The organism is Mycobacterium botniense, assembly GCF_010723305.1.
GTDB classification, from domain to species: Bacteria; Actinomycetota; Actinomycetes; order Mycobacteriales; family Mycobacteriaceae; genus Mycobacterium; species Mycobacterium botniense.
Genome location: NZ_BLKW01000002.1, coordinates 1,489,913 through 1,502,013 on the forward strand (window position 1 = coordinate 1,489,913; position 12,101 = coordinate 1,502,013).

Below are 12,101 nucleotides of genomic sequence, written 5' to 3' on the forward strand. Positions count from 1 at the left end.
AAGCGTAGGGCAACACCTTAGTTGATCGGCGGAATCGGCAGGCCAGCGGCGGTTCACAGGCGGCAGGAGTACTGTGCGGAACTGGTTTTTCGGCGAGGGGAGGACAGATCATGCCGCGTACCGACAACGATTCTTGGGACATCACCGAGAGTGTGGGAGCCACCGCGCTGGGCGTCGCCGCTGCTCGCGCGGCGGAGACTGAAAGCGAAAACCCGATTATCAATGATCCGTTCGCGCGGGTGTTTGTGGATGCCGCGGGGCCCGGGATGTGGACCGTTATGGCGAATCCCGCGCTGGCGGCTCAACTCGCCGACAGTGAGCCGGACGCACGGGCGCGGATGCAGGTGATGGTCGATTTTATGGCGGTGCGTACGGTGTTTTTCGACGAGTTTTTTCTCAACGCCGCGGACGCCGGCGTCCGGCAGGTGGTGATTCTGGCGGCCGGGTTGGATTCGCGCGCATGGCGGCTGCCATGGCCCGCCGGGACCACGGTGTATGAGCTTGACCAGCCTAAAGTGCTGGAATTCAAGTCCACAACCATGCAGCAGCGCGGCGCGCGCCCGGCAGCTAGCCTGGTGAGCATTCCGGTTGACCTGCGCCAGGACTGGCCAAAGGCGTTGCAGCAAAAAGGGTTTGATCCGACGAAACCAACAGCCTGGTCCGCTGAGGGACTGCTCCGCTATTTACCGGCGTCCGCCCAAGACGTGTTGTTTGAGCGAATTCACGCGTTGAGTGCTCAGGGGAGTTGGGTTGCGGCCAATGCGCCGGGAAAGGACTTTTTGAACCCCGAACGTGTGGCGCGCCAACGGGAACAGATGAATCGCCTTCGCACGGCGGCCGCCAGGATGCTCAAAACCGAGGTGCCCAACCTCGAAGAGCTGTGGTATCCGGAGGAACGCACCGATGTTGCTGACTGGCTGACCGACCACGGCTGGGATGCGTCGGTGACGACCCTGGAGGAGATGCTGGCTCGCTACCGTCGCGGCGTTAGTGACGAAAATTTAATACCACCAACAGTTTTAGTTTCTGCTCACCGGTCATCAGGCTAACCGGGCAGCACGGACTTGTGCGCTTATCTCGCCGGCCGAAAGAATTTCCATATCGTTGTGACGTCTCGGGCAGACGGGTTGCACACCGGGAGAGGGATGAAAGATGCCGAGCACCGATGACGCGGCCCGCGATATCACCGAGGGTGTAGGCGCGACCGCGCTGGGTATTGCCGCCGCTCGTGCCGCAGAGACCGTCAGCGATAACCCCATCATTCACGATCCGTTCGCGCAGGTATTTGTCGATGCTGCGGGCATGGGGATGTGGACGGTGACCGCAAATCCCGTGCTGTCGGCGGCATTCATCGCCCGCGAGCCGGGTCTGCGGGCCATGGTGCGGGCTCTGATCGACTTCACGGCAGTTCGCACAGCGTTTTTCGATGAGTTCTTCTCAGGCGCCGCGCAGAGCGGGATTCGGCAGATAGTGATTTTGGGAGCGGGTTTGGACGCACGCGCGTGGCGGCTCCCATGGCCCGACGGGACCACCGTCTATGAGTTGGATCAGCCGACGGTGTTGGAATTCAAGTCGGCCACGTTGCAGCAGCAGGGAATACTCCCGGCGTCACACCAGGTCAACGTGCCGACAGATCTGCGGGCAGATTGGCCAACAGCGCTGCAGGAAGCGGGATTTGATGTATCGGAGCCAACTGCCTGGTCAGCTGAGGGATTACTTCATTACTTGCCGGCGGAGGCCCACGATCGGTTGTTTCAGCGGGTACATGCGCTCAGCTCCGGGAACAGTTGGTTCGCCGTGAACGCCCCGAGTAAGCGGCGGGGGACTGTGGCCCCCGGGTCCCCGCAAACCGAGCCAGCAGACCTCGAACACCTATGGTATGCCGGTGACGTCACCGATTGGCTGCATCAAAACGGGTGGGCCACGTCGGCAGTGACCCTCGGGGACCTCCTGGCTCGTTATGGCCGTGTCATCCCCGATGGGGACGTCATGCCAACCGTTTTCATCTCCGCGCGGCGCCTGACCGCGGTGGACCGGTCCTGGGTGGGGCAGGCGCAGCGGCCGATCCGCTGACCAAAGATCGGTAACGCGATGTGATCATGCTGTGGGTGGAGCCTGAGAGTGGCAAACTAGCACTCGTTCGGCATCCAATGTCGCGGTTTTTCACCACGGGGGCATCCCGTGGTATTGGTGCGGGCCGGCCGATTGGGGGAGATTAGCAGGACCGCACTGGTCGAGCTGATCCAAGACGTGTGGCTGGCCCGCGCTTCGAAAAAGAAAGCCGTGGCATGGCTTGCTTCACATCAGTAGTATTTGGAGGGTCGGCGCTCAGATGGTGAGAAATTCGCCGACCGGGTATTGCAGTTTGCCCCGGGAATTGTCGGCACGATGGAGGTCACCATGCGGTACCGGGCGCGGGGCAGCGGAATCGTCGGTGTGATTGTTCTGGTGTGGCTACTCATTGGTGTGCTGGCAACGTGGCAGCGCGACTACTTCCAGGGCGGTAATGTCAGCTGCGCGACAGCGGGGAGCATTGCACTGACGGTGATCGCAGGCCCGTTAAATTACGCGGGAGTAAATCCCAAGGTGAGTTGTCATTTGCCCCAACCAAGTTCGATGGGGGCGGGCATGGAACATCAGATTGAAATGGAGCCTTTATGATCGCCCTCGGAGTGATTTTGCTGATTCTCGGGTATGTGTTCGGCATCCATGTGCTGTGGGTACTGGGTGTGATCCTGCTGGTGGTCGGTGCGGTGTTTTGGCTTTTGGGTATGGCCGGTCGCCCGGTCGCCGGCAGACGCTATTGGTTCTGATCAGCCTTGCCGCACACCAACCCGATTCGACGCGGGCAATGCCCCCTATTTTCACAGGGCGCGCATAGAATCGGCACAGCGTAGCCCTATTCACAGGCGGATACTGAAAGCCGTGGCCCAGTCACCCAGCGCAGTTGACCGTGTCGTCATGTCCCGCGCGGACGGCAATCCGATCAGTGTGCTGGTTGTCGACGACGAGGCGGTCCTTGCCGAGATGGTGTCGATGGCGCTGCGCTACGAAGGCTGGACCATCGCTACCGCCGGCGACGGGGCGTCGGCGATTGCGGCCGCCCGGGCGCAGCGCCCCGATGTGGTGGTTCTCGACGTGATGCTGCCCGATATGAGCGGTCTGGATGTGCTGCGCAAACTGCGTGACGATAGTCCCGCGCTGCCGGTACTGTTGCTGACTGCCAAGGACGCGGTGGAGGACCGCATCGCGGGGCTGACAGCCGGTGGCGACGACTACGTCACCAAGCCGTTCAGTATCGAAGAGGTGGTGCTGCGGCTACGGGCATTGCTGCGGCGCACCGGAGTGGCCACCCGCGACAGCGGCGCCCAGCTGGTCGTTGGGGACCTGGTGCTCGACGAGGACAGCCACGAGGTCACTCGGGCCGGGGAGCCGATCGCGTTGACGTCCACCGAATTCGAACTGCTGCGGTTCATGATGCGCAACGCCAAGCGGGTGCTGAGCAAGGCGCAGATCCTCGACCGCGTCTGGAATTATGACTTCGGCGGCCGGTCCAACATTGTTGAGCTGTATATCTCTTACCTGCGCAAAAAGATCGACAGTGGCCGGGAACCGATGATCCACACCCTGCGCGGCGCCGGTTATGTCCTCAAGCCGGCCCGCTAGGACCAGGCGTCTTTGGTCGCTTCGGCTGCGGTTGCTGGCGGGTCAGGTCGTCGTGCTCGCCGTCGTGTGTATCGGGATCAGTGTGGTGACCGAATTGGCGTTGTACCACCACCTGGTTGCTCAGCTCGACGGGCAACTACGGGGTGCCTCCCACCGGTCTGCGCTGATCTACGGTGAACCACCGCATCCGCCGCGGCGACAAGCGGCGCACCCTTACCTGCGGCCGGGGCCGGGCCCGCGGTTTCTGGACGCACCCGGTCAGCCCGCCGGGATGGTGGCGGCGGTGGTCAGCAACGGCGCCACGGTCGATGCCGGCTATCTGACCGCCAGCGGCTCGCGGGCCGCCTTGACCGGCACCGCCAAGGTCCAGCTGGCGGGGATCGCTGCTGACCGCACGCCCGTGACCCGCGATCTCGACGGCCTGGGGAGGTATCGCTTGGTCGCGGCCTCCACCCGGCGCCCCGGCGACGTCATTGTCACGGGCCTGTCGATGGCCAACGTCGACGCCACCATGATCCGGATGCTGCTGATTTTCGCGACGGTCACGGTGATTGCCCTGCTTGCCGCAACGACTGCCGGCATGGTGATCATCCGTCATGCCCTGGCCCCGCTGCGCCGCGTCGCGCAAACCGCGGGGCAAGTGGTTGACCTGCCGCTGGATCGTGGCGAGGTGGCATTGCCGGTGCGGGTGCCCGAACCCGACACCAACCCCTACACCGAGGTCGGTCAGCTCGGCTCGGCGCTGAACCGCATGCTCGACCACATTGCTGCCGCGTTGTCGACACGGCAAGCCAGCGAGACCCGGGTGCGCCAATTCGTCGCCGACGCCAGCCACGAACTCCGCACGCCGCTGGCCGCGATCCGTGGCTATACCGAACTGGCGCAGCGGATGCGCGGTGACATGCACGCAGTCGCGCACGCGATGAGCCGCGTGCAGTCCGAAACTGAGCGCATGACTCGCCTCGTGGAAGACCTGCTGCTGCTGGCCCGCCTGGACTCCGGCCGGCCGCTGCAACGCGAACCGGTGGATTTGTCCCGGTTAGCTGTCGATGCGGTCAATGACGCCCACGTGGCCGGTCCAGACCACCAATGGCAGCTCGACCTGCCGGATGAGCCGGTGGTCGTCGTCGGCGACGCGGCTCGGCTGCACCAGGTACTCACCAATCTGCTTGCCAACGCCCGAATCCATACCGGGCCGGGAACGGTGGTGACGACGCGGCTCACTACCGAACCGGCGCATATCGTGTTGAAGGTTATCGACAACGGTCCCGGTATCCCACCCGAATTGCAGTCGGAAGTGTTCGAACGCTTCGCCCGCGGCGACACGTCGCGGTCCCGTAAGGGCGGCAGCACCGGGCTCGGTCTGGCGATCGTGTCTGCGGTGATCAAGGCGCACGACGGCACGATCGCGGTCCAGAGCGCACCGGGTCATACCGAGTTCACCGCGCGATTGCCGCGCACCGATCACACTTGGGGACCGCCTGCCCAGTAATGGCACTGCGGTGGCCATGCCGGTTCGCCCGGACATTCGGATACCGTGTGCCACGACGCCGATTCGGAATCGTCGACATCAAGACTCGACACCGGACCGGCGCAGCGGCGTCCGGTCGGTGTTTATCTGCATCGTGGTGACCGGTGCGCGGTCGTCAAGCCACGTCGATGATCACCTTACCGATCGCGCGCCGCTCGGCCACATGACGCAGGGCCGCCGCAGCCTCCGCCAACGGGAAACGTGCACCGATATGGGGCCGGATCTTGCCCTCAGCGAACATCTGCGACAACTCGGCGGTGTCACGTGCCGCGTCGGCGGGGTAATCGCCGGCGAAAGTCCGGATCTCCATGCCGCGAATTGTGATCCCTTTGAGCAGGACGAGGTTCAGCGGGATAGCGGGGATCGTTCCGGCCGCGTAACCGAGCGTCACGAAGGTCCCGCCCCGACCCAAAGCCCGCAGCGCCGGTTCCGAATAGCGTCCGCCGACCGGATCGACGATCACCCGCGCGTTGCCGTCGGTGAGCTCACGGATGCGCAATTTGAGATCCTCGCGGTCGTAGTCGATCGTGGCTTCCGCGCCCCGCCGGCGGCACACCTCGAGCTTCTCGGGACTCGATGCCGCGGCCAGCACCCGGGTGTTCAACGCGACCGCCAGGTCGACCGCAGCCAGGCCCACGCCGCCCCCGGCGCCCAGGATGACCACCCAATCCCGTTCTTTCACTTGGGCTATCGAACGCAGTGCGTGGTAGGCGGTGCGATAGGTGACACCAAACGCTGCGGCCTCGGCGAAGTCAATGCCGTCGGGTATCGGCGCCGCCGACGCCGAATGCAGCACTGCCATCTCAGCAAAGGCACCGGTCATCACCGATCCGAAGACCCGCGCACCGGGCCCGAAGGCGGTGCCCTCGCCCGTTGCCACCACCTCGCCGGCGAACTCGCTGCCCGGTGTGAAGGGCGTCGGTATCCGGACCTGGTATTTGCCGGCGATCAGCAGCACGTCGGGAAAATTCACCGCCGCCGAGTGCACCCGCACCAGCAGCTCACCGGGCGCCGGGACCGGGGCGGAGATCTCGTCGACTACCAGGTCCTCCGGCGGACCATATGATCGGCATATAACCGCGCGCATTAACGGCCCGTCTTTCGGGTCACGCCCAGCCCGCGCAGGCAGAATCGCACCAGGTGCTCGACATCATCGCGTCCGGGCCGGTCGGTAGACCCGATATAGCGGCGCATGGTTGCGGCCGTAGCCAAGAACACCGCATCGGCGTCCCGTTCAGGGTCGTCGCTCCCCAGCGCGGCGATCGGCTGGGTCAGCAGATCGCGCAGCGGCCGCATGATCTCTTCGTCGGCTTTGCCGGCTGTCGACATCTGCCCGACCGCCGCTCGGGTCATGCTGAGCAGGTGGGGGTCGGTGACCTGCGCCAGCGTGCCTTCGATCCAGCGCGCGATCTTATCCTCCGGCCGGGATTGCTTGGCCATCTGGTGCTGCAAATAGGACACCACAATTCCCACCCCACGTTCCAGGACAGCCAGGATCAGATCGTCCTTGCCGGCGAAATAGCGGTAGAACGCCTTGTTGGAGGAGCCGGCCTCGGCAACGATGTCGCTGACCCGGGGTGGCTCAGGTGCGACCCGCTCCATTACCCGGACGGCGGCCGCCAGGATGCGTTCGACTTCCTCGGTGGCCTCACGCTGACGATCGTCGAGTGCGCGCTCGACAGCTGCAGCGACCCTGCTGCTCATGGCGAATCAGGAAGTGCCGGAACGCGGTCGACAAGATCGCCGTATTTGGCTCGGGCTGCTGCCCGGCGGTTCTCCAACATTTCGCTGGGCCACTCGGGGTCTTCGGCCTGGTAGTCCTTCAACAGCAGCCGTGCCAGGTTGACCTTGTGCGCCTCGGTGGGTCCGTCGGCGAGCCCGAGTGCAACCCCGCCCAGCAGTGCGGTGGTCAACGGCAGCTGATCGGTGAGTCCCAGCGCGCCGTGCACCTGGATGGCGCGCAGCCCAATCGATTTGAGCACCTGGGACGCCAAAATCTTGCAGGCCGCGATCTCGGCGCGCGCCGCGTGCTCACCGACAGTATCGATCAGCCAGGCAGCGTGCAGCACCGCCAGCCGGAACGGCATCAAATCGGTGTAGGAGTCGGCGATAAACTGCTGCACCAATTGCTTATCAGCTAGCGAACTTCCCTGGGTGAAACGGCTTTTCGCGCGACGGGCCATCATGTCGATCGCCCGTTGCGCCATCCCGATGGAGCGCATCGCGTGATGCAGCCGGCCACCGGCCAGCCGGGTCTGCAGGATCATGAAGCCCTGGCCGGGCTCGCCGAGCAACGCATCCGACGGGACCCGCACGCCGTCATAGCGCACCAGGGAATGCCCCGGTTCGTGCGGGTGTGCACCGACCAGATGATGGGTGGCTTCAATCACCAGACCCGGGGTGCCCGCCGGAACCAGGAACGTCGACGCCCCGCGATGGACCGGCACATCGGGGTCGGTGATCGCGACGACGATGAAAAACGAAGCGACAGAGGCATTGGAGGAAAAGTACTTCCGGCCGGTGATCACCCAGTCTGAGCCGTCGCGCACCGCCCGGGTGGTGAACACCCGCGGATCGGCCCCGCCCTGCGGTTCGGTCATCGAGAAACACGAAAAAATCTCCCCGGACAGCAGCCCCGCCAGGTAGCGATCCTTTTGCTCCTGGGTGCCGAAGCGGGCGAGGATCTCCGCGTTGCCGGTGTCGGGCGCTTGGGTTCCGAACACGATTGGCGCCCAGGGGCTGCGGCCCAGTATCTCGTTGATCAGCGTGAGCTTGACGGCACCAAAACCCTGCCCGCCGAGCTCCGGGCCCAGATGCGGGGCCCACAGCCCTTGGTCGCGAACTTGCTGTTTGAGCGGATCGACGATTTTGCGGCGCTCGTCGTTGAGCGGCAGGAATTCGCAGCCGGGGAAGAGCACCTCCAGCGGCTCTACCTCCTCGCGGACGAACTCGCGGATCCAGTCCAGCTTCTTCTCGAATTCCGGTTCAGTGGAAAAATCCCATGCCATCTGCCGTACCCCTCTCAGATCGGTTGGCGGCGACCCGCTGCGCCCGGCTGCGCCGCTGTGTGACCGCCGCTAGGGAATCCCGCCGTCCGCCCGCACAATCGCGCCCGTGGTGAAGCTCGACGCGTCGGAGGCGAGAAACAATGCAGCGCCAACGATTTCGGGTGGATCGCCGGCTCGTTGCAGTGAGAGATGGGCGAATGGGTTCTGCGTTGCCTGCTCTAAATTCCAGGCCTTGCTGATGTCGGTGAGAAACGGGCCGGCCATCAGCGTGTTGACCCGCACGGTCGGCCCAAATGCCCGAGCGAAGCCCTCCGTCATCGCGTTGAGCCCAGCCTTGGCCGCGGCGTAGGGGATGATGTCGGCCCCCGGCCGCAGTGACCCGGTCGAACTCACGTTGATAATGGAGCCCCGGCCGGCAGCGACCATGCGCTCACCCACCAGCGCCGACAACCGAAACGGGCCCTTGAGGTTGAGGTTGACCACCGCGTCGAACAGCTTTTCGGTGACATCGGTCAGCTTGTCGTAAATCGGCGACATCCCGGCGTTGTTGATCAACACGTCGACCTTGCCGAACCGCTCATAGACCGCGTCGACCAGTCCGTCGAGTTCATCCCACCGTCCAACATGCACCGCATAGGGCATCGCGCTACGCCCGGTTTCGGCCTCGATCTCCCGCGCCGTGGTTATGCAGTTGTCCATCTTGCGGCTGGCGATCACCACGTCGGCCCCGCATCGCGCAGCGGCGAACGCCATCTCCCGCCCAAGCCCCCGGCTGCCGCCAGTGACCAGGACGACCCGATCAGTGAGATCGAAAAGCTGGTCCGCATAACCCATCTCAGCGTCCCGCCGTGGGCCTGCCAGACGGCAGAACCTGAGCCAGTTCCGCCGCTGTCGCGATCAACTGCAGGATCATCGGTCCAAACGCCTCGGTGATCTTCGGATCGACGTTCGCTTTGTCGGGACCGGCACGGACCGCGGCGGCATAGGTCTTCTCCAGCACGATGCCCAATTTCCAGTTGGCCAGTACCAGGTAGTAGTCGATGTTCTCGGTGGAAAGCCCACTGACTTTCTCATAATGGGCGAGTAATTCGCTGCGGGTAGGCATGCCGGTCAGGTCGAGGTAGAAGCCGTCCGACCGGGGATGCTCGCCGTCATAACCCAGCAAGCACCACGCCAGGTCCAGCAGCGGATCACCAACGGTCGTCATCTCCCAGTCGACGATCGCGGCCAGCTTCGCCGGCGCGCCGTGGGCAAACATCACGTTGGCGAACTGATAGTCGCCGTGCATGATGCCCGGGGTGTAATGGTTGGGCCGGTTGCGGCGCAGCCAGTCAGCGGCCACATCAAGTCCGGGAAGCTCGCGCACCCGGTAGGTATCCAGAAAAGCCAGCCAGCGATCAACCTGTCGCTCGTGAAATCCGTCGGGACGGCCGAATCCCTCCAAACCTTGCGCACGCCAGTCCACCCGGCCCAGCTTGGCGGCCCCCTCGACGAGCTGAAACGCCAGCCCGCGTCGCGCCGCCAAGTCAGTATCGAAGGGCGCCGGCCAGCCACCGTCCATCGGGCTCCACCCCTCGATCGCCTGCATCACGTAAAACGGCATGCCGAGCAGATCGCCGGCATCGTCGGCGGCGATCAGCTCGGCATGGGGCACATCGGTGCCGGACAGCGCCCGCACCAGCCGGATCTCGCGCAGCAGCCCGTCAATGCGGGCCTTGTCCGCCCGCGGACCGGGCATCCGCAGTACCATGCGCTCGCCGCCGCGCCGAATCAGATACAGGGCGTTCTGCGAACCGCCGCCCAGCTGCTGCAGGACGGCTTTCTCGCCATGACCGGGAGCGTTGTTCTCGTCGAGCCAACGACTCAACGCACCCGAGTCGAGCCGAGCTTCGCCTCTCGACACCACCATACGAACACCTCACTCTCCGCCGGGAGAATAGCATTCTCTCCGCGCGGTGCCGGACCGAATGACAGTGCCGGGTAGTTCCGGCGAGCGTTAACCCGCGCATGGTGGGCCGGGCGCGACGGTGTCGACCGGTTGCGAACCCACCGCATGGAGGAGCCGCTTGAACTCCCGGCGCTCGGTGGGCGTGAGGTGGGCCAGTAGTCGCTCGTCGGCAATGTGCACGGCCTCCTCGGCGCGTTTCAGCAGCGCCCGGCCCTTTCGGGTAAGCCGGGCGGGCAGTGCCCGGCCAGACGGGACCGTCGCCGGTCGTGTGACCGCGCCCATGTCTTGCAGGCCGCGCAGCACCAGGTTCATCGCTTGTGGTGACACGTTGGTGTTTCGGGCCAGCTCCGCACTGGATTGCCCGGGAAATGCAGACAGAATTCGCAGGCACACGAATTCCGGTAAGCCGAGTCCGAGCGGTCCCAGTTCCTTCATCACCTGGGGCCGCAGCACTGTCATGACGCGATAGAGCAGGTAGCCCAACGGCTGATCCTCGTATTCCGACATGTCAAACATCTTGACACATATCAAGTATATTGATATCAATGACCCATGACTGTCGCCTTTGGATTCGAATTTGATGAGGTCTACCGCGGTGAATCCACCCGAATCGGACACGGCGTGCGTCCGCCCTGGAGCCTTGGTGAACCCCAGCCGGAGCTGGCGGCGTTGATCGAGGCCGGCAAGTTTCACGGCGACGTGCTCGATGTCGGCTGCGGGGAAGCCGCGATTTCGCTGTATCTCGCTGAACGCGGATACACCACGGTCGGGCTGGACTCCTCGCCGACCGCTATCGATTTGGCCCGCCGTGAGGCGGAAAAGCGCGGACTGGCCAACGCCAGCTTCGAGGTGGCCGACATCAGCTCGTTCACCGGATACGACGGGCGGTTCGGCACCATCGTCGACAGCACCCTGTTCCATTCCATCCCCGTTGAGGCCAGGGAGGGATACCAACAATCGATTGTCCGAGCTGCGGAACCGGGAGCGTCCTACTTTGTGCTGGTTTTCGACAAGGCCGCGATCCCACAGGGGCCGCCGTTTGCGGTGACCGAAGAAGAACTGCGACAGGTGGTCTCGAAGTACTGGGTGATCGACGAGATCAAGCCCGCCCGCATCTATGCCAATTGGCCCGAAGGCTACACCGAGGTGCCGGGTGCCCCGCGCATGAAGATCGAAGCCGCACCCAACGGCCGCAAGTCCGTTGCGGCCTGGCTGTTGTCGGCACATTTGGGTTGACATCGATCGATGTATACCAATCAGTTAGATCAACTACATTGACTGATATCAACAAACTTGATTAGGCTGGGTGTGGCGACCGCGGGGCGATCGCCATCACAGGAAGGAAGGCAGACATGGTTTATGGTGGATTTCCCGGCGGGCCGGGTTTTGGCTTCGGTTATGGCGGGCCGGGTTTTGGCGGGCTCGGTTTTGGCGGGCCGGGTTTTGGCTTCGGTTTTGGTAAGCGCGGTTTCGGGCGGCCGCGCTTTCTCAAGCGGGCAGCGCTGGGCACGCTGGCACTGCTGCTGGACGGCCCGGCTGACGCTGCGCAGATTGTGCAACGAGTCTCCGAGGCGACCGACGGCGCGTTCACTCCGCCCCAGCACATCGTGGAGCTGACGATCGGACTGCTCGCCGGCCGGGGCTTGGTGACCGTCGACAACGGCGTGGCCAGCCTGACCGAGTTCGGCAACAACATGTTGGCGTGGCGGGGGATCAGCAGCGAGACCGCACACGCGTTTCTGGGTCAGGCCGCACAGTTCGGCGATGTCATCAAGATCCGCTGGGGGCTCGTCGAGCTCGCCGGACTGGCGCGAAAGATCGCCTGGACTGGCACCGATGAACAGAAAGCAAAGCTCGCCGATGCCAGAACCAAGGTCTTGGCTGCGATTACCGAAGCCACAACGTCGCTGCACAGCGCGCTCGCCGAGAGCTGAGATCGTCGACGACC

The 12,101-nt window shown here is 64.2% G+C and carries 14 protein-coding genes; 8 read left to right on the forward strand and 6 right to left on the reverse strand.

Annotation, left to right across the window (positions count from 1 at the left end):
* Window positions 1-110: 110 nt before the first annotated feature.
* The 6 genes from G6N08_RS06890 to G6N08_RS06910 all read left to right on the forward strand — a co-directional run bounded on the left by G6N08_RS06890 (window position 111) and on the right by G6N08_RS06910 (window position 5,158).
* Window positions 111-1,049 (forward strand): class I SAM-dependent methyltransferase, encoded by a 939-nt coding sequence (locus tag G6N08_RS06890; protein WP_163755508.1) that lies wholly within the window; start codon window positions 111-113, stop codon window positions 1,047-1,049.
* A gap of 103 nt (window positions 1,050-1,152) precedes the next feature.
* Window positions 1,153-2,073 carry an SAM-dependent methyltransferase gene (locus G6N08_RS06895; protein ID WP_163755510.1) on the forward strand — a complete coding sequence of 307 codons (921 nt, stop codon included), beginning with the start codon at window positions 1,153-1,155 and terminating at the stop codon, window positions 2,071-2,073.
* A 315-nt stretch (window positions 2,074-2,388) separates the two neighbouring features.
* Window positions 2,389-2,661 carry a hypothetical protein gene (locus tag G6N08_RS06900; protein ID WP_163755512.1) on the forward strand — a complete coding sequence of 91 codons (273 nt, stop codon included), beginning with the start codon at window positions 2,389-2,391 and terminating at the stop codon, window positions 2,659-2,661.
* Window positions 2,658-2,813, forward strand: a complete 156-nt coding sequence (locus G6N08_RS20140; RefSeq protein WP_170301267.1) for a DUF6131 family protein — start codon at window positions 2,658-2,660, stop codon at window positions 2,811-2,813. The genes G6N08_RS06900 and G6N08_RS20140 overlap by 4 nt, the downstream gene beginning before the upstream one ends.
* A gap of 148 nt (window positions 2,814-2,961) precedes the next feature.
* Window positions 2,962-3,666 (forward strand): response regulator transcription factor, encoded by a 705-nt coding sequence (locus G6N08_RS06905; RefSeq protein ID WP_163755514.1) that lies wholly within the window; start codon window positions 2,962-2,964, stop codon window positions 3,664-3,666.
* Window positions 3,644-5,158, forward strand: coding sequence for a sensor histidine kinase (locus G6N08_RS06910; RefSeq protein WP_218033346.1), 1,515 nt, complete (start codon window positions 3,644-3,646; stop codon window positions 5,156-5,158). Before G6N08_RS06905 ends, G6N08_RS06910 begins: the two co-directional genes overlap by 23 nt.
* Window positions 5,159-5,312: 154 nt before the next feature.
* On the opposite strand, the gene G6N08_RS06915 is transcribed toward G6N08_RS06910, so the two are convergent.
* The 6 genes from G6N08_RS06915 to G6N08_RS06940 all read right to left on the reverse strand — a co-directional run bounded on the left by G6N08_RS06915 (window position 5,313) and on the right by G6N08_RS06940 (window position 10,669).
* Entirely contained in the window at window positions 5,313-6,284 is a 972-nt protein-coding gene (locus tag G6N08_RS06915; RefSeq protein WP_163755516.1) for an NADPH:quinone oxidoreductase family protein, read from the reverse strand.
* On the reverse strand, window positions 6,284-6,901 hold the full coding sequence (locus tag G6N08_RS06920) for a TetR/AcrR family transcriptional regulator (RefSeq protein ID WP_163755518.1): 618 nt from the start codon (window positions 6,899-6,901) through the stop codon (window positions 6,284-6,286). Before G6N08_RS06920 ends, G6N08_RS06915 begins: the two co-directional genes overlap by 1 nt.
* The gene (locus G6N08_RS06925) at window positions 6,898-8,205 is read right to left on the reverse strand and encodes an acyl-CoA dehydrogenase family protein (protein ID WP_163755520.1); all 1,308 of its coding nucleotides are present in this window, start codon (window positions 8,203-8,205) and stop codon (window positions 6,898-6,900) included. Before G6N08_RS06925 ends, G6N08_RS06920 begins: the two co-directional genes overlap by 4 nt.
* A gap of 69 nt (window positions 8,206-8,274) precedes the next feature.
* Window positions 8,275-9,039 (reverse strand): SDR family NAD(P)-dependent oxidoreductase, encoded by a 765-nt coding sequence (locus G6N08_RS06930; protein ID WP_163755523.1) that lies wholly within the window; start codon window positions 9,037-9,039, stop codon window positions 8,275-8,277.
* Window position 9,040: 1 nt separating this feature from the next.
* Window positions 9,041-10,114 (reverse strand): phosphotransferase family protein, encoded by a 1,074-nt coding sequence (locus G6N08_RS06935; RefSeq protein WP_163755525.1) that lies wholly within the window; start codon window positions 10,112-10,114, stop codon window positions 9,041-9,043.
* Between the two features lie 87 nt (window positions 10,115-10,201).
* Complete coding sequence (locus G6N08_RS06940; RefSeq protein ID WP_174813258.1) at window positions 10,202-10,669, reverse strand: MarR family winged helix-turn-helix transcriptional regulator; 468 nt, start codon at window positions 10,667-10,669, stop codon at window positions 10,202-10,204.
* A gap of 36 nt (window positions 10,670-10,705) precedes the next feature.
* Here G6N08_RS06940 and G6N08_RS06945 point away from each other — a divergent pair, with 36 nt between their 5' ends.
* Complete coding sequence (locus G6N08_RS06945; RefSeq protein WP_163755528.1) at window positions 10,706-11,389, forward strand: class I SAM-dependent methyltransferase; 684 nt, start codon at window positions 10,706-10,708, stop codon at window positions 11,387-11,389.
* Window positions 11,390-11,505: 116 nt separating this feature from the next.
* Window positions 11,506-12,087 (forward strand): hypothetical protein, encoded by a 582-nt coding sequence (locus tag G6N08_RS06950; RefSeq protein WP_170301268.1) that lies wholly within the window; start codon window positions 11,506-11,508, stop codon window positions 12,085-12,087.
* The last annotated feature ends 14 nt before the right edge of the window (window positions 12,088-12,101 follow it).

Coding starts and splice junctions, on each gene's coding strand:
- G6N08_RS06890 (WP_163755508.1), top strand. CDS start 111: ATGCCGCGTACCGACAACGATTCTTGGGACATCACCGAGAGTGTGGGA.
- G6N08_RS06895 (WP_163755510.1), top strand. CDS start 1,153: ATGCCGAGCACCGATGACGCGGCCCGCGATATCACCGAGGGTGTAGGC.
- G6N08_RS06900 (WP_163755512.1), top strand. CDS start 2,389: ATGGAGGTCACCATGCGGTACCGGGCGCGGGGCAGCGGAATCGTCGGT.
- G6N08_RS20140 (WP_170301267.1), top strand. CDS start 2,658: ATGATCGCCCTCGGAGTGATTTTGCTGATTCTCGGGTATGTGTTCGGC.
- G6N08_RS06905 (WP_163755514.1), top strand. CDS start 2,962: ATGTCCCGCGCGGACGGCAATCCGATCAGTGTGCTGGTTGTCGACGAC.
- G6N08_RS06910 (WP_218033346.1), top strand. CDS start 3,644: ATGTCCTCAAGCCGGCCCGCTAGGACCAGGCGTCTTTGGTCGCTTCGG.
- G6N08_RS06915 (WP_163755516.1), bottom strand. CDS start 6,284: ATGCGCGCGGTTATATGCCGATCATATGGTCCGCCGGAGGACCTGGTA.
- G6N08_RS06920 (WP_163755518.1), bottom strand. CDS start 6,901: ATGAGCAGCAGGGTCGCTGCAGCTGTCGAGCGCGCACTCGACGATCGT.
- G6N08_RS06925 (WP_163755520.1), bottom strand. CDS start 8,205: ATGGCATGGGATTTTTCCACTGAACCGGAATTCGAGAAGAAGCTGGAC.
- G6N08_RS06930 (WP_163755523.1), bottom strand. CDS start 9,039: ATGGGTTATGCGGACCAGCTTTTCGATCTCACTGATCGGGTCGTCCTG.
- G6N08_RS06935 (WP_163755525.1), bottom strand. CDS start 10,114: ATGGTGGTGTCGAGAGGCGAAGCTCGGCTCGACTCGGGTGCGTTGAGT.
- G6N08_RS06940 (WP_174813258.1), bottom strand. CDS start 10,669: ATGTTTGACATGTCGGAATACGAGGATCAGCCGTTGGGCTACCTGCTC.
- G6N08_RS06945 (WP_163755528.1), top strand. CDS start 10,706: ATGACTGTCGCCTTTGGATTCGAATTTGATGAGGTCTACCGCGGTGAA.
- G6N08_RS06950 (WP_170301268.1), top strand. CDS start 11,506: ATGGTTTATGGTGGATTTCCCGGCGGGCCGGGTTTTGGCTTCGGTTAT.